The 23212-nt window shown below is 56.5% G+C and carries 25 protein-coding genes; 2 read left to right on the plus strand and 23 right to left on the minus strand.

From position 1 onward, the window contains the following. From SR894_RS21310 to SR894_RS21335, 6 genes are all read right to left on the minus strand, one after another. Positions 1 to 681 carry a BamJ family beta-barrel-assembly machinery protein gene (locus SR894_RS21310; protein ID WP_223288399.1) on the minus strand — a complete coding sequence of 227 codons (681 nt, stop codon included), beginning with the start codon at positions 679 to 681 and terminating at the stop codon, positions 1 to 3. Between the two features lie 133 nt (positions 682 to 814). Beyond that, positions 815 to 1258 carry a universal stress protein gene (locus SR894_RS21315; protein ID WP_088700144.1) on the minus strand — a complete coding sequence of 148 codons (444 nt, stop codon included), beginning with the start codon at positions 1256 to 1258 and terminating at the stop codon, positions 815 to 817. Between the two features lie 21 nt (positions 1259 to 1279). Further along, positions 1280 to 2563, minus strand: a complete 1284-nt coding sequence (locus tag SR894_RS21320) for a TRAP transporter large permease (protein ID WP_133732166.1) — start codon at positions 2561 to 2563, stop codon at positions 1280 to 1282. A gap of 30 nt (positions 2564 to 2593) precedes the next feature. After that, positions 2594 to 3172, minus strand: coding sequence for a TRAP transporter small permease (locus SR894_RS21325; RefSeq protein ID WP_133732167.1), 579 nt, complete (start codon positions 3170 to 3172; stop codon positions 2594 to 2596). Positions 3173 to 3479: 307 nt separating this feature from the next. Beyond that, positions 3480 to 4526 carry a TRAP transporter substrate-binding protein gene (locus tag SR894_RS21330; protein WP_133732168.1) on the minus strand — a complete coding sequence of 349 codons (1047 nt, stop codon included), beginning with the start codon at positions 4524 to 4526 and terminating at the stop codon, positions 3480 to 3482. Between the two features lie 213 nt (positions 4527 to 4739). After that, a complete protein-coding gene (locus tag SR894_RS21335) occupies positions 4740 to 5327 on the minus strand; it encodes a TIGR02444 family protein (RefSeq protein WP_223288398.1) in 588 nt (195 codons plus the stop codon). Between the two features lie 29 nt (positions 5328 to 5356). On the opposite strand from SR894_RS21335, the gene SR894_RS21340 reads away from it, so the two are divergent. Then, positions 5357 to 7333, plus strand: coding sequence for an ATP-binding cassette domain-containing protein (locus SR894_RS21340; RefSeq protein WP_223288397.1), 1977 nt, complete (start codon positions 5357 to 5359; stop codon positions 7331 to 7333). 26 nt (positions 7334 to 7359) lie between these two features. Here SR894_RS21340 and dtd read toward each other — a convergent pair whose 3' ends face one another. The 10 genes from dtd to SR894_RS21390 all read right to left on the minus strand — a co-directional run bounded on the left by dtd (position 7360) and on the right by SR894_RS21390 (position 16122). Continuing rightward, a complete protein-coding gene (gene dtd / locus SR894_RS21345) occupies positions 7360 to 7797 on the minus strand; it encodes a D-aminoacyl-tRNA deacylase (protein ID WP_223288396.1) in 438 nt (145 codons plus the stop codon). Positions 7798 to 7841: 44 nt separating this feature from the next. Continuing rightward, the gene (locus tag SR894_RS21350; RefSeq protein ID WP_223288395.1) at positions 7842 to 8423 is read right to left on the minus strand and encodes a chalcone isomerase family protein; all 582 of its coding nucleotides are present in this window, start codon (positions 8421 to 8423) and stop codon (positions 7842 to 7844) included. Positions 8424 to 8528: 105 nt separating this feature from the next. Next, complete coding sequence (locus tag SR894_RS21355) at positions 8529 to 9374, minus strand: universal stress protein (protein WP_223288394.1); 846 nt, start codon at positions 9372 to 9374, stop codon at positions 8529 to 8531. Between the two features lie 127 nt (positions 9375 to 9501). Continuing rightward, complete coding sequence (gene thiD / locus SR894_RS21360) at positions 9502 to 10332, minus strand: bifunctional hydroxymethylpyrimidine kinase/phosphomethylpyrimidine kinase (RefSeq protein ID WP_133732174.1); 831 nt, start codon at positions 10330 to 10332, stop codon at positions 9502 to 9504. Between the two features lie 137 nt (positions 10333 to 10469). Then, positions 10470 to 11582: a TRAP transporter substrate-binding protein gene (locus tag SR894_RS21365; protein WP_223288393.1), complete on the minus strand. Its 1113-nt coding sequence runs from the start codon at positions 11580 to 11582 to the stop codon at positions 10470 to 10472. Positions 11583 to 11750: 168 nt separating this feature from the next. Beyond that, positions 11751 to 13157 carry a TRAP transporter large permease gene (locus SR894_RS21370; protein ID WP_133732176.1) on the minus strand — a complete coding sequence of 469 codons (1407 nt, stop codon included), beginning with the start codon at positions 13155 to 13157 and terminating at the stop codon, positions 11751 to 11753. Continuing rightward, complete coding sequence (locus SR894_RS21375) at positions 13157 to 13717, minus strand: TRAP transporter small permease subunit (RefSeq protein ID WP_133732177.1); 561 nt, start codon at positions 13715 to 13717, stop codon at positions 13157 to 13159. Before SR894_RS21375 ends, SR894_RS21370 begins: the two co-directional genes overlap by 1 nt. 101 nt (positions 13718 to 13818) lie before the next feature. Continuing rightward, a complete protein-coding gene (locus SR894_RS21380) occupies positions 13819 to 14655 on the minus strand; it encodes an endonuclease/exonuclease/phosphatase family protein (protein ID WP_227406199.1) in 837 nt (278 codons plus the stop codon). A 2-nt stretch (positions 14656 to 14657) separates the two neighbouring features. Then, positions 14658 to 15290: a thiol:disulfide interchange protein DsbA/DsbL gene (locus tag SR894_RS21385; RefSeq protein ID WP_035583663.1), complete on the minus strand. Its 633-nt coding sequence runs from the start codon at positions 15288 to 15290 to the stop codon at positions 14658 to 14660. Positions 15291 to 15492: 202 nt separating this feature from the next. Further along, positions 15493 to 16122 (minus strand): c-type cytochrome, encoded by a 630-nt coding sequence (locus tag SR894_RS21390; protein ID WP_133732178.1) that lies wholly within the window; start codon positions 16120 to 16122, stop codon positions 15493 to 15495. Between the two features lie 357 nt (positions 16123 to 16479). Here SR894_RS21390 and yihA point away from each other — a divergent pair, with 357 nt between their 5' ends. After that, positions 16480 to 17118 carry a ribosome biogenesis GTP-binding protein YihA/YsxC gene (yihA, locus tag SR894_RS21395; protein WP_133732179.1) on the plus strand — a complete coding sequence of 213 codons (639 nt, stop codon included), beginning with the start codon at positions 16480 to 16482 and terminating at the stop codon, positions 17116 to 17118. Here the strand turns inward: yihA and SR894_RS21400 are convergent. From SR894_RS21400 to argH, 7 genes are read right to left on the minus strand one after another with little or no spacing between them, the layout of a single operon-like run. Further along, positions 17091 to 17849, minus strand: coding sequence for an HAD family hydrolase (locus SR894_RS21400; RefSeq protein WP_223288392.1), 759 nt, complete (start codon positions 17847 to 17849; stop codon positions 17091 to 17093). The two genes, yihA and SR894_RS21400, sit on opposite strands and share 28 nt — an antisense overlap. Continuing rightward, positions 17846 to 18805, minus strand: a complete 960-nt coding sequence (locus SR894_RS21405) for a tyrosine recombinase XerC (RefSeq protein ID WP_223288391.1) — start codon at positions 18803 to 18805, stop codon at positions 17846 to 17848. The genes SR894_RS21400 and SR894_RS21405 overlap by 4 nt, the downstream gene beginning before the upstream one ends. Further along, positions 18798 to 19508: a DUF484 family protein gene (locus SR894_RS21410; protein WP_133732182.1), complete on the minus strand. Its 711-nt coding sequence runs from the start codon at positions 19506 to 19508 to the stop codon at positions 18798 to 18800. The genes SR894_RS21405 and SR894_RS21410 overlap by 8 nt, the downstream gene beginning before the upstream one ends. 16 nt (positions 19509 to 19524) lie before the next feature. Next, complete coding sequence (gene dapF / locus SR894_RS21415) at positions 19525 to 20358, minus strand: diaminopimelate epimerase (protein WP_223288390.1); 834 nt, start codon at positions 20356 to 20358, stop codon at positions 19525 to 19527. Further along, positions 20358 to 21629 (minus strand): diaminopimelate decarboxylase, encoded by a 1272-nt coding sequence (lysA, locus tag SR894_RS21420; protein ID WP_223288389.1) that lies wholly within the window; start codon positions 21627 to 21629, stop codon positions 20358 to 20360. Before lysA ends, dapF begins: the two co-directional genes overlap by 1 nt. Before the next feature lie 33 nt (positions 21630 to 21662). Beyond that, a complete protein-coding gene (gene lptM / locus SR894_RS21425; RefSeq protein WP_223288388.1) occupies positions 21663 to 21794 on the minus strand; it encodes an LPS translocon maturation chaperone LptM in 132 nt (43 codons plus the stop codon). After that, the gene (gene argH, locus SR894_RS21430) at positions 21791 to 23194 is read right to left on the minus strand and encodes an argininosuccinate lyase (RefSeq protein ID WP_022521219.1); all 1404 of its coding nucleotides are present in this window, start codon (positions 23192 to 23194) and stop codon (positions 21791 to 21793) included. Before argH ends, lptM begins: the two co-directional genes overlap by 4 nt. Between the last annotated feature and the right edge of the window lie 18 nt (positions 23195 to 23212).

The raw sequence follows: 23212 nt of genomic DNA on the forward strand, positions 1-23212 counted from the left end.
TTATTCGACGCCTAGCAAATCAACGCGGAAGGTCAGTACTTCGTTAGGCCCGATTGGCCCCTGGCCATTCTCGCCATAAGCAATATCCGCAGGAATATACAGCATCCAGCTATCGCCAACGCTCATCATCTGCAGCGCTTCCTGCCAACCTTCGATGACCTGATTGGTCTGGAAGCTGACGGATTCACCGCGTTCAAAAGAGCTATCGAAGACCGTGCCGTCCAACAGCATGCCTTCGTAGTTCACTTCGACGGTATCTTCAGGGCCAGGCGTGGCGCCATCGCCGGATTCAAGCACTTCATACTGAAGGCCAGAGTCGGTCACGGTCACTTCCTCGCGCTCTGCGTTCTCGGCCAGGAAGGCTTCGCCTTCTTCGAGATTGCTTTGCGCTATCTCTTCAGCTTCGGCTGCACGCGCTTGCATTGACTGCTCTTGGAACGCCATCAACGCTTCGGTCATCTCTTCTTCACTGAGCGCCAAGTCATTACCTTCAAACACATCGCTCATACCGTCGTTGAACGCGTCCAAGTCGAGGTCTTCGATGTCGGCCTGCATGCTTTCACCCAAGGTAACACCCAGGCTGTAAGCCAAGCGCTGTTCATCCGTTTCGGGCGCTGCCGCGGCAAAAGGGGCAACCAAAAGCAAACCTGTCAGAGCCGTGGTAGAGAGCAGTTGTTTCATGAAAGATCCTTTTTTATAGCGGCGCTGAACGCCAAACAGTGTCATACAAAGACTAACACCCACCGCCCCGAGCTGCATCTTCGGGGTGGTGGGTGCCAATAAGACCACAAAATGAGCGAGAGGTTTAGCGGATTTAGACCACCAGAGTAGGGCAGTGCGCCGCGCCCGCCACCCGCTGAGAAACGCTGCCTAGCAGCGGGTTCTTTTCGCCATTGGTGCCCTGGGCGCCAATCACGATCAGATCGCACTCTCGCTTACGGGCAAAGCGCACAATGATGCGCGAAGGCCGCCCGCCCTTCACAAAAGCACGCACACGGGCACTGTCAGCGCCCAGCTCGATCGCATGGGATTTCGCATGCACGGCGATCTCAGTGGCATACTCTTTTAACGCATCGTCAGGAATATCCAGCTGGTTGGGCCGCACCATAGAGAGCGAAGCTTCCAGCAGGCTATGGTGTTTAAACACGCACAGCAGATAGAGCTCAGCGCCGGTTAGCATTTGCAAACCCACCGCCTTTTCCAGCGCCCTTAAGGCACCTTTAGAACCATCCACCGGGACTAAAATGCGATTAAACATTCGCGTACTCCTTGTGGCTGTTTAGCGGAAGGCAACATCACGCAGGAACAGCGCAATTTGCGGAAACATGATCAGCAGAGCGGCCGCTAAAATCAGCATGAAAATAAACGGTGGAGTGCCTTTGATCACGTCCCAATAGGGGCGCTTGAAAATCGCAATAGCCGTGAAAATATCACACCCAAAGGGCGGGGTTGCCGAGCCTATCGCTACCTGCAGGGTAATCAAAATACCTACCAGCACAGGATCCAGGCCCGTCGCCGCAATGGCGGGCGCGAAGATGGGCGTTAGCACCAGAATGACCACAATTGGATCAACAAACATACAGGCCACAAAGAAGGAGATACAGATGGCAATCAATACGCCCGTTGGGCCAGCTTCATTGACACCCACTGCCTCCAGAATCATTTGGGGGATCTGGGCAAACGAGATAATCCACGAGAAGCCATTACCCACCGCGACTAGGATAAATACCACGGCGGTAATCAAGCCGGTAGATTTGGCGATGGCATAAATGTCGTTCATCTTAAGCGAACGGAAGACCACAAACTCAAGCAAAATGGCATACAGTACACAGGCTGCAGCGGCTTCCGTCGGGCTGAAGATACCGCCATAAATGCCACCAACGATAATGACCGGAAAGCCGAGCGGCCAAAGAGCCTGCCGAACCGCGACTGCACGCTCTTTCCAGCTAGATTTTGCTTCAGTAGGTACGTCTTTCACGATGGCGTAGATAATGCAATAAATCGAGAACATGCACAGGATCATTAGCCCTGGGCCAATCCCAGCAATAAATAGCTCGCCGATAGAGGTGCCCGAGATAACGCCATAAATAATCATGCCGATACTGGGCGGTATCAAGAACGCTATATCGCTGGCATTGATGATCAGCGCCAGCGTGAAAGAGTCCGAGTAGCCCGCTTTAAGCATTTTCGGACGCAGCGGTGAACCAACGGCAACCACGGTCGCCTGAGTAGAGCCAGATACGGCGCCAAACAGTGTACAAGATGCCGCAGTGCTCACCGCCAAGCCGCCTTTAATATGGCCGATAAACGCCATCACCATATCAATCAATCGGTTAGCAGACTGCCCGCGGGTCATGATGTCAGCGGCAAGGATAAACATAGGAACCGCAATCAGTGAGGCTGGGCGTATACCCGCCATCATTTGCTGGATCAGTGTATCCATCTGGCCGAAGCCGTTAAACATCATATAGAAGCCGATTACCGCAGCGGTAATCAGCGGAATCATCATTGGAAAGCCCAGCAGCAGCAGGGCAATCATAGTGGAGACCATTATTGTCGTCATAGCTATTCCCCTAGAGTGCAGTGCTCTGCATCAGACTTCAGTTTCGGTGTCTTTGTAACCATCCACCACACCCGTGGAGAGATACACGTCGTGAGAGGTGAAGTTTTTAACGGCGGTCAGCAGGTATTGAATACCGGTAATCAAAAAGCCCATCGGCACCCATAGGTAGATAATCCAGATCGGCAAGCCCATGGAGGGCAACACCCTGCCTTTGCTATGCAGATCAACAATATAAACCACCGAATAATAGAGCAGGAAAAACATCACAAGCGATGTGAACAGCGCGATGCAGATCATTAGCACTCTGCGCCCACCTACCGGTAGCGCATCGTAGATAGCCGACATGCGAATATGACGGCCGTGGCGCGCGGCATAACCAATACCCGCAAAGGTAATCATGATGATTAAAATGCGGTTTAGCTCACCGGAAAACATGATGCTATTGCCAAATACAAAGCGGGCAACCACGTTGGTGACCGTATTCAGCGCCATTAGCAAAACACCCATCGCGAGAATCACGGCTTCTATTTTGCTAATTGCAGTGTCGATCACGCCTAGTACCCCCGGCAAGCCGGAGCGGTAACTCTTTTCCATCTCTTCATCGGTCATGGCCGGACTCCTTTTGAACGGCTCTAACGGCAACAGTTACGTGCCGTAGGCACAATACACAGCGTTGTTCCTCTTCCATCTAGTCCGAACCTATCAAGCCCAGACCTACCTCGTGCCGAGGCGAACAGCTAACCCAAGCGTAACGGCATGCCGCTGCCGACGGTTCAACGCTAGATGCACGTAACCCAACGACAACATGGTTAGCCCCCAGCCGAGTAGCATCCACCTAACCGCCGCAAAACAAAAAGGGGCAGCCTTTGCTGCCCCTTGTTTAATCAACCATTCGCCAATGCGGCTTTAAGGATGATTACTCGTTGGTTACGGCTTCAAGGTCAGCTTTAAACTGCTCGAGTAGCTCTTCACCATCCTCACCGGTCATTTCCAGGAAGGCTTCTTCAACCTGCGGGGCACGATCACGGAAAGCTTGAATTTGCTCTTCGTCAAGACGTGTCACCGTCACTTCATCAGAGGCTTCCTGAATTTTCGCTAGTGACTCTTCAGCTAGGCCTTTGATATGTTCAATAGTGTGGTCATAAGCGGCTTCAGAGGCTTCCTGTACTAGCTCTTGATCTTCTTCAGACAAACCTTCATAGAAGTCCTGGTTGGCCATCATCGCAGTAGTGAACCAGCCGTGGCCGGTAAAGGTCAGGTGCGGAGACACTTCGTACAAACCGCCAGACTCGATCCAGAAAATCGGGTTCTCTTGACCATCGATAATGCCGGTCTGCAGACCACCATAGACTTCACCCCAAGGCAGCGGGGTTGGCGTCGCACCAAAGGCGTCATAGGTCTCTGTCAGGAGCGGGTTGGTCATGGTACGAATTTTTTTGTTATCCAGCTCCTCCGGCGATGAGAACGGCTCATTGGTTGTAATAACCATTTCGCCTTCAGGATACATCTTCAGCAGCTCTAGGCCTTGCTCGGCGTAAAGCTCAGGGAACATCTCGTTGATGGCCTTACTTTCGTCGAAGAACTCCAGGACGGTTTCTTCGTCAGTCGGCAGCAAGTAAGGAATGAAGAAAATTTGCGCTTCCGGAATAAGCGCCCCGGTAAAACCGGGCGACTGGTTTACAAACTGCAGAATACCGTTCTGGGTCTGCTCCATGATGTCATCAGACTCACCCAGCTCACCAAAGCGGTAAACTTGTACAGTGTGGTCTGAGTTCTCTTCAATATACTCTTTAAAAGCGTAGGCAAAGACGTCTTGAACGTCGCCTTCATACTCTTCGTGAGCGTAGCGCCAGTTATCTGCTTGAGCAGCGGCGCTGAGACCAAACAGCAGTGCACCTACACTGGCCGTGGTCAATAACTTTGTCGTTACAGAACGAGTAGAAACGGATTTGCTTGCCTTCATGCGTTGTTCCCCTTGCAGTGGTAAGCGCGCTGTACGAATGCGCAACGACCTAATTTTGAAAACCCAATTGTCTAAATTTAGGTCAGCTCCGCATTTATCAACACGAGCGTGTTATTCGCCAACGGGTATTCGCTTGCAGGACAATGATGCTGTTTATACTGCATGTCAGCGGGCGAATAACGCTAGGTATTTCAAAAACAGCTTAATTTCAGGCTAGCGCGGTACTTGGTGAGGGTCAAGCGGGCAAGTAAGCGTTTGTAGCGTAGGGAGCCATATATTCTGCTCTTCCAAACCGCCGCCAGAGCACTGATCATTTTGGGTAGAAAACAGCTGATTTCGCAACCACTTAGCCGCATCTAACGACATTTCGGCAACGTTCGCCACACGTTGCTCTTCTCCGGAAGCTTCCCATACCCACGCTTGCCAACGTTGAAGGTTCTCACGCTCAGCCATCAACTCCGCCCGTTTAATAGTCTCGCGCAGCGCCGCTATGGACTCGCTTTCCGCCGCAGAGGCTTTTAAATCACGCCGTAACCCGCGCAATATCTCCGTCACATGGCACTGCCAAAGACGTCGCTGCTCACGCTGGCGAGCAACCGCTTTAGGCATGGCTTCCAAGCCACAGGAGTAGAGCCAGCAGTGAAACAGCACTTCGCAAACATCCAGTCCGGCTTTCTCTTGCAGCGTCAGGCAGGCCGCCTCAACGCCGGGCTCGGCGTAGAGCGCCAGTGCAAAATCCCACAAGGGTGTCTGCTGTAGGCGCTGCAATCGGGTAGAATCAAGCGTAATAGAATCTCGCATCAAATGACCCACTTTCTTCGGGAGAAGGCATGATCGCACTGCGCCAAGTCGCCCTGCAACGCGGCACGCAAACGCTACTCGACAACGCGGACGTTACCCTTAATAACGGGGTAAAGGCCGGGATTATCGGGGCAAACGGCGCCGGTAAATCGAGCCTATTCAAACTCCTGCTCGGCGAACTTGCGCCCGACCAGGGCGAGGTAGAGATGAGCGGCGGCCAGCGCATTGCGCATATGGCTCAGGAAGTTGACGCCCTCGACCGCCCGATTATTGAGTATGTACTCGATGGCGACTTGGCGCTACGCCAAGCAGAAGCTGACCTACTGGCCGCCCGTGAAGCAGGGGAAGCCCACCGCGAAGCCGAGCTGCACGGCTTGATTGAAACCCTGGATGGCTACCGCGCCGAGTCGCGAGCGGCGCAGCTACTGGTGGGGTTGGGCTTCGTCCAGACTGACCTCGCCCGCCCGCTCTCGGCGTTTTCCGGCGGTTGGCGGATGCGGGTCAACCTTGCTCGTACGCTGTTTATGCCTTCCGATCTACTGCTGCTGGATGAGCCGACCAACCACCTGGATCTAGACGCCCTGCTGTGGCTGGAACAGTGGCTGACCCGCTACCCGGGCACACTGCTGCTGATTTCCCACGACCGCGACTTTTTAGATGCCGTATGTGACCACATCGTGCATATGCACCATCAGACCCTGGATCTTTACCGCGGCAATTACTCTCAGTTTGAGCGTACCCGCGCCGAAAAGCTTGCTCTGCAACAGGCTGAAGCAGCCAAGCAGCAAGCCCGCCGGGAAGAAATCGAGCGTTTTATCGCCCGCTTTAAAGCCAAGGCGACCAAGGCCAAGCAGGCACAAAGCCGGGTAAAAATGCTCGAGCGCATGGAAGATATCGCCGTCGCCCATGTGGATTCGCCCTTCCACTTTACGCTACCCGCCGCCGATAAAACCTCGCACCCACTGCTGGTGCTGGATCAGGCCCAGCTCGGCTATCGCGGTAAAAAGGGCGACGGCAGTGACGACAACATCCAACTGGACAAGGTCAACGTCACCCTGCTGCCCGGTAGCCGCATTGGCCTGTTAGGCCCCAACGGGGCGGGTAAGTCGACGCTAATTAAATCGCTCACCGGCGAGCTTGAGTTACTTAACGGCAAGCGCGTGCCCGGCGAACATTTGGCGATTGGCTACTTTGCTCAGCATCAGCTTGAGAGCCTGGATGTTTCATCGACGCCCTTTGTGCATGTCCAGCGCCTCTCTCCCACCGCCAGCGATCAGGAAATTCGCAACTTCCTGGGTGGCTTTGGCTTTAAGGGCGACGACGCCTTCGGCAAGGTCGCCAACTACTCCGGTGGTGAAAAAGCCCGCCTGGCACTGGCCCTCGTCGCTTGGCAGAAACCCAACCTGCTACTGCTCGATGAGCCCACCAACCACCTGGACTTAGAGATGCGCGAGGCGCTGACTCAGGCACTGGCAAGCTTCGAAGGCACGGTTATTCTGGTCTCCCACGATCGTCACTTGCTGCGCGCCACGGTCGATGAGTTCTGGCGGGTGGCAGATCACCGTGTCGAGCCCTTCGATGGAGATTTGGAAGATTACCGGGTTTGGCTTAAAGCGCGCCTAGAAGAGAGCCGCCGGGACTCCCGTGGAGAAAAAGCCGAGCGCCAGAACCAGCAGCCTAGCGGCGACAGCCGCGAAGCGCGCAAAGCATCCCGCAAAGCGGCTGCCGAGCTGCGTGAGAAGCTGCGCCCACTGAAAAAGCAGCGCGATCAGGCAGAAAAAGCCATGGAGAAGGCCCAGCAGGAACTCGATAAGGTAGAACAAGTGCTGGCAGATCCAGAACTCTACACCGACAGCAGCCGCAAAGCCGAACTAACCAAGACACTTGGTCAGCAAGCGGAGATTAAAGCGCGCCTGGATGAGTCAGAAAGGCAGTGGCTGAGCGCCGAAGAGGCGCTGGAGGCAATGGAAGCAGAACTGCTCGCCAGCGAAGAGACGGCTAGCTAGCGGAAAGCGAATACTCAACAACAGGGCTAGCTTTCCAACAAAAACGTTACCGGGCCATCGTTGATTAGCGCCACCTGCATATCAGCGCCAAATTCACCGGTGGCGACATTCGGCCAGGCAGTGCGGGCCTGGGTAACCAGCAAGTTGAATAGCGCTTCGCCCTGGGCTGGCGGAGCGGCGCTGGAGAAGCTGGGCCGCAGCCCCTTACGGGTATCCGCCGCCAGGGTGAACTGAGAGACCAACAGCAAGCCGCCGCTCACCTGCTGCAGGTTATGATTCATCTTGCCGTCGGCGTCGCTGAATACCCGGTAGTGAAGGAGCTTGTGCAGCAGTTTTTCCACGCTAGCCCCGTCATCTTGCTTCTCCACGCCTATCAGCGCCAGCAGTCCACTGTCGATACTGCCAACGACATTACCCTCTACCTCAACGCTGGCGCGCTTCACGCGCTGAATCAGTGCCTTCACAACGCTTCTCCCAGCTAACAAACGGCCATTATAACGACCGCTTATTAATTTTTCCCCAGCAGCGCATCGCGAAAATCTTCACCCAAAGGCCGCTCGCCCAGCCAGATACCGAACATGGCGCTCGCCAGCTCTGCGTTACCACCCTCATATAGCGTGTCGCCGTTCAGTGCCAGGCGCAGCGTGTCACCGTCCCAACTCAGCACATAGCGATCTTGCGGCTCGACGTCCTGGTAGCTTCGATTAAAGGCGGTAATATCTACCTCTAACTGCGAATACTCATAAGCGGTGAGGCTCTTCTGAAGGCTTTCTGTGGTGGCTTCAGAGAAGTCAGGGGCGTCGATGGCATGGAAATAAGCAAGCTCCAAGCGCCTTGGAACGTCACTCAACGGCTGTGGCTCGGATTCGCCTGCCTGGTAGTAGGCGCCCGCATAGGCCGTCCAGATCATGTAGCGAAACACGCCGCTACCGATAAGACTATAGCGCTGGCCGTGCTCCTCTACTGTGCGCTCAAACACTTCGCCTTTTTCCGTCACATTGTTGGCCATCGCCCAAGGCGTTAGTGATAGGCCAGCTAACAGCAGTGACCATTGTATGGCGCGCCTAGCCCCTAATAAGCATATAGACATAGAACCTCCTCATGGCAGCATATCTATACATACTGACACACCACATAAAGGTTCCGTACAATATTTATTATTGGCCGTTCACTACTGATTATTAACAGCGCCCGCTTACCAGGCACGGCAGAGCATTAAATCGCAGTGCGGTTCACACAGCAGCATCTCGGTTAGCTGGCTGGCGTGGTGGGGCTGACCGCGACTGCCGATCATCACGAGATCGGGCGTGTGGCGCTTCATATATGCTTGTAGCACATCGCAGGGCGCGCCTTGCTCTAACACCAGCTCCACATCGGGCACCCCATCTAACTCGCGCATCAGGCTCTCGACTTCATTGTTCAACTGCTCGCGCAGGCGCTGCACTTCTTGTTCACGCCAGTGGGCGTAATAGGCCTGCGAACCCAACTCACGCTCGCCGGGTAGCGTCCAGGCGTGCAGCAAGGTCAGCGTGGCTTCAGGGAAGCGAATCAGCGCCTCTTTCAAGGTATGCCGCGCCGTCAGCGAAAAATCGATAGGTACCAGAATATGCTGCCAGGGCTGGGTCGGCTGGTGAGAAGAGACCACCACAGGGCATGGTGCGCTGCGCAGCACGCGCATTGCCGTGGTACCCGCAAGCAGGTCTTTTTGCCCACGCTTGCGATGCATGCCCAGCACAATCAGCTCAGCGTTGCGTTCATGAGCTTCGCGGACGATTTCAACGTGAGGCGAGCCGGTCACGGTCTGGATAAGCGTTTTCGGCGCCTCTAGGGCGTAGTCTTCGCGTAGATCCGTCAACATGGTGGTGATGTCTTCCACTACCGCGCTCTCGACATCCAACAGCACACGCCTGGGTAGGTAAGGATCCAACACGTGCAGCACGTCTAACTGAACACCCTGGGCATAGGCCAAACGCAACGCCCGAGCAAAAGCGGCACGATTATCAGCGGAAAGATCGGTGGCAAACAGAATGGTGCGAGGCATGGCGAAACGCTCCTCGGCTGAGCAGCTCAGCCTTACAAGCCGTTAAGCAAACACTCCTTAGCATGGTGCGCAATGTCCATTCCCGCAAGCCAGCTAGCGCCTAAATGCTTCAAGGCAGCTCACCCAATCACCACCAAGCGTGAAAATGGTGCACCGGGCCGCGCCCTTTTCCTACGTTTAAGCGCTCGCTCGCCTCCAGGGCCGCATGTAGCCATTGCTTGGCATCACTGATAGCAGCTACCGGGGCATCCCCTTCGGCATCCACGGGCAGCTTCGCCAGGCAGGCGGCAATCGCTGAGGAGAGTGCACAGCCGGTACCGTGCAAATTGTCGGTATCGATTCGCGAGGCGGGCAACCACTCATGGCCATTGGGGGTTGCCAGCAGGTCTGGGCAGGTTTCCCCGCGCAGATGGCCGCCTTTCAGCACAACATAGGGCGCGCCCAATTGCGTTAACCCCGGCAACATCGCTTCCATGGCGTCTAAACTGGTAGGCGACGGCGTGTCGAGCAGTACCGCGGCTTCTGGCAGATTGGGGGTGATCACATCGGCCAGCGGCACGAGAATATCGCGCACTGCGCGAATGCCGGCGTCATCGACCAGAATATCGCCGCTCTTGGCCACCATCACCGGGTCGAGCACGATCCAGCGTGGGCGCCGCTGACGCAGCACATCGGCTATCACCTCGGCGACCTCGCGACTGGCCACCATGCCAATTTTGACTGCATCTATCGCCACATCATCCAGCAGGTGTTCCAACTGCTCGCGTATCGCCTGGGGCGCGACGGGGTACACCGAGGCCACCCCACAGGTATTCTGGGCAATCACCGCGGTAATCACGTTGGTGCCGTAAACGCCGAGGGCTGAAAAGGTTTTCAGATCCCCCTGCAGCCCGGCGCCCCCCGAAGGATCGGAGCCGGCGATGGTAAGCACATTGCGAAGACGGGAATGGGTAGACATGGGGCTCCTTCACGGCAAAAACGTCACTGTACGCCTAGGATACCCAAGCTGCGCGCCTTATGCTGCCGAAAACGTATATGCCATACACACAAAAGCCGCCCGAAGGCGGCTCGTTAGTGTGCATCAAGCACAGCAAACTATTCCGAGGTGTCACCTTCCGGGCTGCGGGCGTTGTAGTACGCCTGCTCTGAGATGGCGTGGTAATCCTCCACCTTCTCCTGGAATGCTTGATAGGAGTCATAGATACGCGTAGCTAATTCGCTCGATTCGGCCAGCTCGGCGACCACATCTTGCGAGTGCTCACGCGCCTGAGCCAGTACGTCGTCGGGAATGCGGCGTAGCTCGACGTCATGCTCGTTCACCAGCGTTTCCAGCGCATCGTTGTTACGCGCGGTGTACTCATCCAGTACGCTCTGGTTAATGTCGCTAATAGCGGTACGCAGGATCGCCTGCAAATCCGCTGGCAGCTCCGCGAAAGCCTCTTCGTTAACAATGGCCTCGAACATGACCGTGGGCTCGTGCCAGCCTGGATAATAGTAGTAGTCGGCGGCTTGGTGCAGGCCGAAAGCCAGATCGTTGTAAGGGCCAATCCACTCTGTTGCGTCAATCGCACCAGATTGCAGCGAAGTAAAGATCTCGCCGCCGGGCATATTCACAATCGCGACACCCATGCGACTCATCACTTCGCCACCCAGGCCCGGCATACGCATTTTCAGGCCGTCGAGATCGGCAACCGAGTTGATCTCTTTGTTGTACCAGCCGCCCATCTGGACGCCGGAGGCACCCGCCACCATGACGTCAACGCCAAAGTCATCGTACAGCTCGTTCCACAGCTCCATACCGCCGCCATAGCTTAGCCAGGCGTTCATCTCTTGAGCATTCATCCCAAACGGCACGGCGGCGAAGAACTGTGCGGCAGGCGCTTTGCCCTTCCAGTAGTAGGAAGCGGAGTGGCCTAGTTCAGCGGTACCGTCAGAAACGGCGTCAAATACCTCAAACCCCGGTACCAATTGGCCAGCCCCGAAGACTTCAATGGTCAGGCGACCATCCGACATTTCGTCGACCAGCTGGGAGAGCCGCTCGGGGCCCTGACCAACACCTGGGAAATTTTTCGGCCAGGAGGTGACCATTTTCCAGCGGAACTCGTCCTCTTGCGCCTGTGCTTGGTTATCGAAACTAGAGACCACCAGCAAACTGGCGGAAAGTGCGGTCGTCATGGCGATCGCGACGGGGAGTGTTTTGGCTTTCATACAATAACCCTCTTACTTTCTATTATTACTATTATGAGTAGGAATACTCCGCCAAGCGTAGAACACCAGGCGGTTTGCTACAGGCCATTAACGGCTATTTGCTGCTTTTTAATTAGGTTGCCACTTCTTAACGTTGATAGCAGCGATGCTTTTCAACTAACCCTTTTATTAGCCAAATTGCGCAGGTAGCCACGTTGCTAGCTGCGGGAAAAAGCTCAACATGAGCAACATACCCAGTTGCATTAGGATAAACGGTATAACACCGCGGTAAATAGCCGAAGTAGATACAGACGGCGGCGCTACGCCACGCAGATAGAACAGCGCGAAGCCGAACGGCGGCGTTAAGAACGACGTTTGCAGGTTAATCGCGATCATGATGCCCAGCCAAATCGGGTCAAGGCCCATGGCAAGCAAAATCGGCCCGACAATCGGCACCACCACAAAGGTGATTTCGATAAAGTCGAGAATAAAGCCGAGCAGGAAGATCACCAGCATAACAATGATCGTCGCGCCAACCACCCCACCAGGCATACCCTCGAACAGTTCGGTCACCATGTGTTCGCCGCCGTAAGCACGAAACACTAGCGAAAACAGCGCCGCACCGATCAGGATCAAAAATACCATGGTGGTAACGTGAGTGGTTGAACGCAGCACGTCCTTCAACGTCGCCCAATCGAGCTGACGATAGGCCAACGCCAGCACTAGAGCGCCGAATGCGCCTACCGCTGAGGCCTCTGTGGGCGTGGCAAAGCCACTAAGGATCGAGCCCAGCACCGCTACAATCAGTACCACCGGTGGCACCAGCCCTTTGAGCAGCAGCATGCCAATCCCCGAGGTATGACCAAGCTCGGCCATCAACTCTTCACGGTCGGCAGCAGGCGCCATATGCGGACGCAACCATGCCACCATAGCCACATAGATCATGTACATGACGACCAGCAGTAACCCGGGCACCAGTGCGCCCATAAACAGGTCGCCCACGGAGACCGTTTTAGGGCTGAAAATCCCCATATCCAGCTGCGCTTGCTGATACGCTGATGACAGCACGTCACCAAGCAGTACCAAGGCAATGGAAGGCGGAATAATCTGCCCCAACGTACCGGTGGCGCAGATAGTGCCGGTCGCCAGAGAGGTGCTGTAACCACGCTTTAGCATGGTGGGAAGCGACATCAGCCCCATGGTGACCACGGTGGCCCCGACGATGCCGGTAGAGGCCGCCATTAGCATGCCCACCAGGGTTACCGAAATACCCAAACCACCACGCATTGCGCCAAACAGTAACGCCATAGCGTCCAGCAGCGTCTCAGCCACTTTGGACTTTTCCAACAACACGCCCATCAAGACAAATAGCGGCACCGCCAACAGCGTTTGGTTGGTCATTATGCCGTAGAGTCGGTTAGGCAAGGCGGCAAGATAGCCACTATCAAAGTTGGCGTCGATACCGATGGCTTCCAACCCGAGCCCCATACCGGCAAACAGCAACGCCGTGCCCGCCAGAGACAGCGCTACGGGAAAGCCGAACATCAATACAATACAGATAACGGCAAATAAAATAACTGGCATAAATTCCAGCATCAAACACGCTCCTCAAGATGATTGCCACCGGCAGCAGACGGCACTATCCGCCCGGCCATCACATAGCCATTGCGCACAATTTCAATCACGCCTTGCACGATCATCAAAACGGCAAACAGCGGTATCAAGGTTTTCAGTGCATAGACTGCCGGAATACCGCCGTAGTCGGAGGAGGTTTCCAGAATGCGCCAGGAGTTGGCCACATAGCCCAGACTGGAAGCGATGATAAAGATCATCACTGGAATCAATAGCGTGATAATGCCCACGACATTGATTAACGCCTGGCGGCGCGGTGTCATGCCTCGATAGAATATGTCCACCCGCACGTGGCCGTCGTGGCGAAACGTATAGGCGGCTGCGAGCATAAACACGCTGGCGTGCATATACATCACTAGTTCTTGCATGAAGATGCTATTCACACTGAAGGCATAGCGAAGCAGTACAATAGCGAACTGAATCAACATCATAATGATGATCAGCCACGCAAGGGTACGCCCGAACCATTCGGAAGCGCGATCCAGCGCACCAATAAAAGCAGGTAGTTGTGTTGTGTCCGACATGGGAGTGTCTCGCGTAAAACGGCTAAGGGGATCAGCGTCCCAGACAATAGCGCATATACGCGGATAATGCAGCGCTCACGGAGTGCACAGCGTGCTTATTATTAAACGCTTGAACGAATTGCCGCTAAACAGGCCTCGGGCAAGGGTAAATCGACAGCAATCGGCAGGTGGTCAGAAAAGAGATGATCCAGCACCCGCACTTCGGCTGCCTCTAACGACTGCGACAACAAGATATGATCCAGCGCATGGCGCGGCTGCCAGGAGGGGTAACTGAGCAAGGGTTTAACCGGGTGCAGCGGTAACGACGCACTAAAACGCTCGTGAGCGTGCAGTTGGTCAGGGGTACAGTTGAGATCCCCCATGACCACCACGTGGCGCAGTGGTTGAATGATGTCGCTTAAGTAGTTGAGCTGCCGCACCCGGCCGCGGTGGCTTAGCGCCAGGTGGGCAACAAAGATATGCAGCGCATCCGGCCCTTCGCCAAAGCGAGCGTGAATCGCGCCGCGCCCCGGCATTGCACCCGGCAAACGGTGCTCTTCTATTTGGCTGGGTACCAAGCGCGAGAGCAAACCATTACTGTGCTGGGCAATGCGGCCCAGATTGCGATTGAGCTGTTGAACATGATGGGGAAACCCCGCTTTGGCAGCGAGATACTCCACCTGATTGACGCGGCTTGAGCGAAAACTACCGCCGTCGACCTCTTGCAGTCCCACCACGTCAAACTTGCTCAGCACTTCACCCATCACGTCCAGCCGCTTCTGGCGACGCGGATTGGGCAATAGGTGCTGCCAGCTGCGCGTAACATAGTGATGATACGCCGAGGTCTGAATGCCAACCTGCAAATTAAAGGTCAGCAAACGCAAATGCCCATCTTCAAACAGCGTCGAGCGTGGGCCATTTATGGCTGTTTCGTCACGCTCCCTAGCTTCACGTAACACGGTTACTCTGCGCGCTCTTCACGCACCTGCTCAACCAACGCTTCAGCGATTTTCGGCATGTTTTCAAGGCTACCGGCTGAGCTCGGCGTCACCAGAAAACGACCATCAATCACCAGGGCAGGCACACCCATTAACTTCATTTTGCGCATACGGTTATTGGCATCATTCACTTCGCTGCGCACACTAAAGTCAGTCAGCGCTTGCTTGGCCTCTTCTTCGCTGACGCCGTAGTTGGCAAAGAAAGCTGCAATCTCATCGGGCTCTGTGAGCGACTGATTTTCCTGGTGGATGGCGTTAAAGAAGTCAGCGTGCAACTCCTCTTCGATGCCCAGCGACTCAGCTGCATAGAATGCTGTAGCGTGGGTATTCCAATCCCCGCCCATGGTGGCAGGCATTTTGACGACACTAACGTCATCGTCCAGAGTCTCGTACCACTCGTTAATCGGCGTTTGCAGGCGGTAGCAGTGCGGGCAGCCAAACCAAAATATTTCGGTGACTTCAATTTGCCCGTCGTCAACCTGTGTCTCTACCGGCGATTCAAGCACCTCATAGTGCTGACCTTCCACCACTTCCTGGGCACTCACTGCCGCAGAAAGCCCTAAACCGGCCAGTGCGACCATTACCGTTTTAAACATCGCTCGCGTTTTAGACATTGTAAAAGCTTCTCCATGGGTAAGCGGAAAGTGAGACCGTGAATACATTAGCGGGTTCCCTCAGCTAGCAAACGTTACCAAGAACGTTGCTAGTGAGAACCCGCAAACGGCATAAGGAAGTATTTAGGCTGTCTATGTGTGGTGTTAAACGCTAGGGCTTAAAACGTTAGTTCAAACCCAACACTCAGTTCAAACCCAACACATAGTTAGCCACTGCTTCCATATCGTTGTCGCTCATTTTTGAAGCGATGTCGCCCATGATGTTATTGGGGCTATTGTTACGATCACCTGACGCGAATGCCTGCAGCGTTGAGACCGTGTACTGAGCGTGTTGCCCAGACAAGCCAGGGTAAACGGCGCTGCCGATACCGACGCCCGTGGGAGTATGGCAAGCAGAACAGGCGGGAATACCCTTGGACATATCGCCAGCGCGGTAAAGCTCTTCACCGCGTGCCAGTAGCTCAGCGTCTTCGTCACTGGATTGGCCCAGGTTGGCGTCTTGGCGCGCAAAGTGCGCCGCCACATCCCAAGCGTCCTGGTCAGAGAAGTCATCAACTTGACCGGCCATTTGGGGAACCATGCGGTTGCCATCGCGAATGTCCATAATCTGTTTCGCCAGATAGGACATCTGCTGACCCGCCAGGTTAGGAAAAGCGCCCGATGGGCTAATGCCCTGCTGCCCATGGCAGGCGGCGCAGGTTTGGGCCATTTCCTGGCCAGCGGATGCGTCAGCATCGGCTTGGTAGTCCGTTTGAGCGTGGGCGATGCCAACGGCGCCCATGGTAATTGCTAGGCTTGCCAGTAACTTTCTCATTGCTATTCCACTATGCCGTTTTATGTTTGACTGGTACGCACCCTGGGCGCTTCCCAGGTTTCACAAGTTACCAGGGTTAGCTCCGCCAATACCAACCTTCGCTAATACCAACAACGTATCGCGATGGTACACTAGCGCCTCAGGTCGCAGATATAAACCGCTTGCATTATAACGAATCACCCCAGCGGCGGGAATGCAAGTACTGACCTGCTTTAGGGGTAATTCGTCGCGGTACTGCTCTCAATTCTCTATCATGAGTCGCTATTATGCGTCCTACTTTACCTGATGGTGAGGCAATAATGAGGTGATAGTACGCAGAGTAGACCGCTTTTATGTTCGTTTTTCAGGATCAACCCCATGACTACCCCCCATGATAGCCCAATCCCTCGGCTGAACTACCCGACGGCAAGTTTTCTTATCAGCGCCCCCACCCTGGCCCTGTGCCCGGATGACACCGGCGCTGAGGTGGCCTTTGCCGGGCGTTCAAACGCAGGCAAATCAAGTGCTATCAACGCATTAACACAACAAAATGCGTTAGCGCGCACCTCGCGCACACCGGGGCGCACCCAGCTGATCAACTTTTTCAGCGTTATGAACGACGCGTCGCGGCGCTTGGTCGACCTGCCCGGCTATGGCTACGCCAAGGTTCCGGAGGCGGTCAAGCTAGAGTGGCAAAAGCACCTAGCGGAGTACCTGCGCAACCGTTACAGCCTACGCGGCTTAGTACTGCTAATGGACGTGCGCCACCCGCTCACCGAGTTCGACCAAATGATGCTCGACTATGCCGACCAGCGCGGAATGCCGGTGCATATTTTGCTTACCAAAGCCGACAAGCTGAAGAAAGGCCCTGCCAGCGCTGCGCTGCAAAAAGTACGCTCGCGTTTGAAGGATTGGGAAGACCTCGTCTCCGTTCAGCTGTTCTCTTCACTCAAGCGCGACGGCGTCGATACGCTATCCCAGAAACTCAATCAGTGGCTGTATACACCGCCTGAATGATGCATCTCTAGCTTCTCCAGCACACTGGGTAGCTCTTTAATATGGGCAATGCGGTGCACACGCGGGGGAAGCGGTTGATCCTCCGCTTCAGAAATCCAGACCGCGTGCATGCCCAGCTGCTGGGCAGGGAGCACGTCCTCCTGCCACGAGTCACCCACGTGCATGGCGCATTCAGGGGCCACGTTTAAGCGCGACAGCGCGGTGAGAAACGGCGTAGGATCGGGCTTGGGCGCCAGTAGCTCGCCCGCAGCAATGGCGACCGGAAAATAGCTGGCCAGCGGCTGACGTTTAAGATGTATATTGCCGTTGGTGATCGCCGCCAACTGATAGCGCTCCGCTAAGGCAGCCAGTAAACCGGCCGCTTCAGGGTGGGGCGTGACCTGTACACGCAGGCGGTGAAACTCATTCATCGCCGCCCCTGCCCACATCAACGCAGCACTGCGGTGCAGACCGGCGCCTTCTAACTGAGCCTCCAGGGCGCGCAAACGTAGCCAAGTGAAGTCGCCGCGCCGTTCGGGCACCTCTTTAGCCAACTGTTGACGACGCTGAAGGTAATCCAGCCCGCCCTCTTCGTGGGATAACGCCAGCGCTGTTTCCTGGCGTGCCGCTCGCCATGCCTCAAGCGCCTCCAGCAGCCAGCGGTAGTGGCCCTCTTCGGTACGCGCCATCACGCCGTGGTTATCCCACAACGTGTCATCGAGATCGAAGGTGATTGCCTGCAGCATCGTCATGGTTTACTCCTGGGGCTATTTTTGCGGTCGCTGGGGCCTCGTTTGGCGCGGGGGTGGGCGGCATCGTAGCTGGTCGCAAGATGCTGCCAATCAAGCCGGGTATAGATTTGCGTAGTCGACAGATTGGCGTGGCCCAGCAACTCCTGTACGGCGCGAAGATCCTGGCTCGACTCCAACAGATGGCTAGCAAAGGAGTGACGCAACCGGTGAGGGTGCAGGTGTTCGGGCAGGCCACGGGCAAGCGACAGCTGCGCTAAGCGCTTTTGAATGGCACGATGCCCTAAGCGCTGCCCGCGCTGGCCCACAAATAGCGCCTGCTCAGTAATAGGTGCCAGCACTGAGCGACACCCCAGCCACTCGGCCAGCGCCTGCTGGGCGCGGCGCCCTACCGGCACTTGACGCGGCTTGCCGCCTTTACCGATTACCCTTACCCGGCTGTTCTGCAAATCGCCCAAATCAAGGGCCGCCAGCTCCGCTAAGCGCAAACCGCTGGAGTAAAACAGCTCAAGGATCGCCTGATCCCGCATGCCCAATGGAGAGCCATCGTGGGGGGTATCAAGAAAGCGCGCCAAAGCATCGACATCCACTGGGCGCGGCAGGTGGCTCGGCTGTTTAGGCGTACGCAGTAGCCCCACCGGGTTATCGACCAGCGCGCCCTGCTTGACCAGGTAATCGGCAAAGCGGGACAGCGCCGCCCGTCGCCGGGCCAGGCTTCTAGGCGCCAGGCCACGACTACGCTCCGCCCCTAAAAACGCCCGCAGCAGAGCGGTATCTAACGCCGCGGGATCCGTCACATCGCGCCGCTCGGTGAAGCGACACAGGGCGGCCAGATCGTGCCGATAAGCCGCCACCGTGGCAGGACTTGCATGAGACGCCAGCGCCGCTAGAAAGGCCTCAACGCGCTTGGCTATCGGTGTCTCAGCCAGGGATGGCTCATCTAGCGTTGAGTCAGCCATGATCGCCCAGGCGAATCAGCAGGCGCGCGACGATATCGCCCAAGTACTCGGTGAACAGCGTGTCCATACTGGCCCGGTAAGCGTCTGGGCTGGGGCTGGCTAGCAGCAAATAGCCCAAGGGGTCGCCCGCTGAGAGGCGCGAAATAGCGCAGGAGCCTGCTTTACGGGGCGCTTTGACATGGGGCAGCAGGCATTTCCAGTCGCTAACGCTAAGCTTAACGCAGCGGCTGGTACGGCCATCCAACAACGCCGAAAGCCGCGCACTGGCGTGCTGATCCAGCACATGGCGAGGCGGCTGGGGCGGCGTCGGCTCACTATCGCTTAACGTGGCCGGACACCACAGCGCCATGGCCGGGGTTTCAAAGCGCTCGCTAAGCTGAGTGGCCAACGCTTGCGCCAGCGCATCGCGATCCGGCGCTTCCACCAGGGCTATCAACGTTTCCCGCAGCCGGCGGTACTGTGACTCGTTATGGCGAGCGGTCTCCAGCAGGTGCTCCAGGCGGCCCTCGGCGGTTTCCGCGCGCTTACGCAGATCTAACACCAGGCGCTCGAGCAGTGACACCGACCCGTCGATATGCGGATGGGGAACCTGCAGTTGCTGCAGAAGCCCTTCCCGGCCGACGAAAAAATCGGGATGGCGCGCCAGCCAGAACGCCACTTGATCAGGCTCGAGCGTTTTGCGGGGTTCGGGGGCTTGTGACATCGCCGTTCTCCTCGAATTAATTAAGTGCTACGCGGCCATCGAAAACCCGTGTAGCTGGCCCCACCATCGTTAGCGCCCCTTCCGGGTCAGGCCACTCAATGCTGAGCTCTCCACCAAGCAAATGAACCTTTACGGGGCTTTTCAGCAGCCCCTGACGAATGCCGCTGGCCACCGCGGCGCAGGCACCGGTACCGCAGGCCAGGGTTTCTCCGCTGCCGCGTTCGTACACGCGCAAACGAATTTCACTAGGCGAGAGTACCTGCATAAAGCCCACGTTAACACGCTTAGGAAAACGCGGATGCGCCTCGACCAATGGCCCTAGGCGCTCGACCGGGGCTTTATCCACGCTGTCGACCTGCAGCACCGCATGGGGGTTGCCCATGGAGACCACGCCGATCTGCAGCGTTTCATCGCCCACTTCGAGCTGATGTAGGGGTTGATCCCCTGGGGCATCGAACGGCAGCGCCAGAGGGCTAAACCGCGGGCGGCCCATATCTACCCGCACCATGCCGTCGTGCTGCACGGTCAGCACCAACGGCCCTCCGGCGGTTTCCACATGAATTTCATGCTTGTGGGTTAGCCGCTGATCGCGCACGAAGCGGGCAAAACAGCGCGCGCCATTGCCGCAGTTTTCCACTTCACTGCCGTCGGCATTGTAAATGCGGTAGCGAAAATCCATCTCGGGATCGCGAGGCGGCTCGACGACCAACAGCTGGTCAAAGCCAATGCCGAAACGCCGATCTGCCAGCGTGCGGATTTGGGCTTCGTCCAGCCGCGCGCGCTGAGTGACCAGATCCACCATGACAAAGTCATTGCCCAGGCCATGCATTTTGGTGAAGTGTAACAGCATTAGCGCCCCCCTTCGGGCAGCAGTGCTTCACCCGCCCATAGGCTGGCAACGGTTTCCCGGGCGCGCACCACGTGGCAGTTGTCGCCATCGACCATCAACTCGGCGGCACGAGGGCGACTGTTGTAGTTCGACGCCATGACAAAGCCGTAGGCCCCCGCCGAGCGCACTGCCAAAAGATCGCCTTCGGTAATCGCCAGCTCGCGTTCCTTGCCCAGGAAGTCACCGGTTTCACACACGGGGCCCACTACGTCGTAAAGGGCGCTTTCCCGCGTTTGGCGAGTATCCACCGGCACAATCGCCTGCCAGGCCTGGTACAGCGCCGGACGAATCAGATCGTTCATGGCCGCATCGACAATGGCGAAATTCTTGGTCTCGCCGGGCTTGAGAAACTCTACCCGCGTAAGCATGACCCCCGCATTGGCAGCGATGGAGCGGCCGGGCTCAAACAGCAGCGTAAGCGCTTCGCCACCTTCCCAGCGCGAAAGCCGCGCCAGCAGCTGGCTGGCGTAATCAAACGGCTGGGGCGGTTTTTCATCACGGTAAGGCACGCCTAAACCGCCGCCTAAATCCAGGTGCTCAATTTCGATGCCCCGCTCACGCAGACGCTCCATAAGCACCAGCAAGCGATCAAGGGCATCCAAAAACGGCGCAGTCTCGGTAAGCTGCGAACCGATATGACAATCGAGCCCCTTCACCTGCAGATTAGGCAGGCCTGCGGCTAGCTCGTAAACCGCCAAAGCTTCATCCACCGGGATGCCGAACTTATTATCCTTCAAACCGGTGGAGATATACGGATGAGTCCCCGCATCCACGTCTGGGTTGACCCGCAACGAGACCGGGGCAATTTTACCCAGCTCACCGGCAACGCGATTCAAGCGCTCAAGCTCCGGGCGTGACTCAACGTTAAAGCACTTAATGCCCACTTCCAGCGCACGGATCATTTCATGGGGCTGCTTGGCAACCCCTGAAAACACCACCTTCGCTGGATCACCACCGGCTTTGAGTACCCGCTCAAGCTCACCGATGGAAACAATATCGAACCCCGCACCCAGCTTGGCCAACAGCCCCAGCACTGCCAGGTTGGAGTTGGCCTTCACCGCGTAACAAATCAGGTGTGGGTGGCCACCCAGTGCTTCGGTATAGGCGCGAAAGTGACGCTCGAAAGTGGCTTTTGAGTAGACGTAGCAGGGTGTGCCGTACTCGTCGGCAATGCGTGACAGCGGTACGTCTTCGGCGTACAGCACGCCATCGCGGTAATTAAAATAGTCCATGGTGCTCTCCCCTTCTCCTGGGCCTGCAGCTATCTATTCAGACGCCTGGGCAGATTGCTCGTCAGCGGGCGCATCTTCCGGCAGATAAAGCGGCCCTTTTTGTCCACAGCCGACAACCGCGGTTAACAGCAGCGCCGAAAGGGCCATGATTACCAGCGTTTTCATGCGCCCGCCTTGAGCGCACTTAGCGCCTCACGCGCTCGCTGGGCGGCTGCCCGCACCTGATTCGGCGCGGTACCACCAATGTGATTACGGGCGGCTACCGAGCCTTCCAGGGTCAACACCTCGAACACATCCTGCTCGATGGTATCGGAGAACTGTTTGAGCTCATCCAGACTCATCTCGGACAGGTCTTTTTCGCTTTTAAGGCCATAGGCCACCGACTGCCCCACGATTTCGTGGGCGTCGCGGAAGGCCACGCCCTTGCGCACCAGGTAGTCGGCCAAGTCCGTCGCGGTAGAGAAACCACGCCGCGCCGCTTCATACATACTGGCTTTTTTGGGCTCAATGGCGGGCACCATATCGGCGAAGGCTTTTAAGCAGTCGCGCACGGTATCCACTGCATCGAACAGCGGCTCTTTATCTTCCTGATTGTCTTTGTTGTAGGCCAGCGGCTGGGATTTCATCAGCGTTAGCAGCGACATCAGGTGACCGTACACGCGACCGGTTTTGCCGCGTACCAGCTCAGGCACATCGGGGTTTTTCTTCTGCGGCATGATCGAAGAGCCGGTGCAGAAGCGGTCGGGCAGGTCGATAAAGTTGAACTGGGCGCTGGTCCATAGCACCAGTTCTTCGCTCATGCGCGACAGGTGCATTAGTAGGATGCTGGCAAAGCTGGTGAATTCGATAGCGAAGTCACGATCCGAGACCGCGTCCAGAGAGTTTTCCGTTGGACGGTCAAAACCTAACAGTTCTGCTGTTACATGGCGGTCGATCGGGTAGGTAGTACCCGCCAGCGCGGCTGCTCCTAGCGGCATGACATTGACGCGCTTACGGCAGTCCAGCAGGCGCTCGTGATCCCGGGCCAGCATCTCTTGCCAAGCCAGAATATGGTGGCCAAAGGTGACCGGCTGGGCGGTTTGCAGGTGGGTAAAGCCGGGCATAATGGTCTCGGCTTCACGATCTGCCAGCTCGATCATGCCTTCGCGCAGGCGCTTGAGTTCCACTTCGATTACATCGATCTCATCGCGCATAAACAGGCGAATATCGGTGGCGACCTGGTCGTTGCGCGAGCGCCCGGTGTGGAGTTTTTTGCCGGTAATACCGATCTTTTCAGTCAGCCGCGCTTCGATGTTCATATGCACATCTTCCAGCGGCACCGACCAGTTAAACTCGCCGCGCTCGATTTCACCCTGAATCTCGTTCAGGCCGTTAATAATCGCATCGCGCTCGTCATCGGTGAGCACGCCGACCCGAGCCAGCATAGTGGCGTGGGCGATAGAGCCCTGGATGTCCTGGGGGGCCAGGCGCTGGTCGAAATTAACTGACGCGGTGAAGCGTGCAACAAAGGCATCGGTGGGCTCGCTAAAGCGACCGCCCCAAGACTGATTCGTGGCTTGGCTCATCGAAGATATATCCTGCTG

The organism is Vreelandella neptunia, from assembly GCF_034479615.1.
GTDB classification, from domain to species: domain Bacteria; phylum Pseudomonadota; class Gammaproteobacteria; order Pseudomonadales; family Halomonadaceae; genus Vreelandella; species Vreelandella neptunia.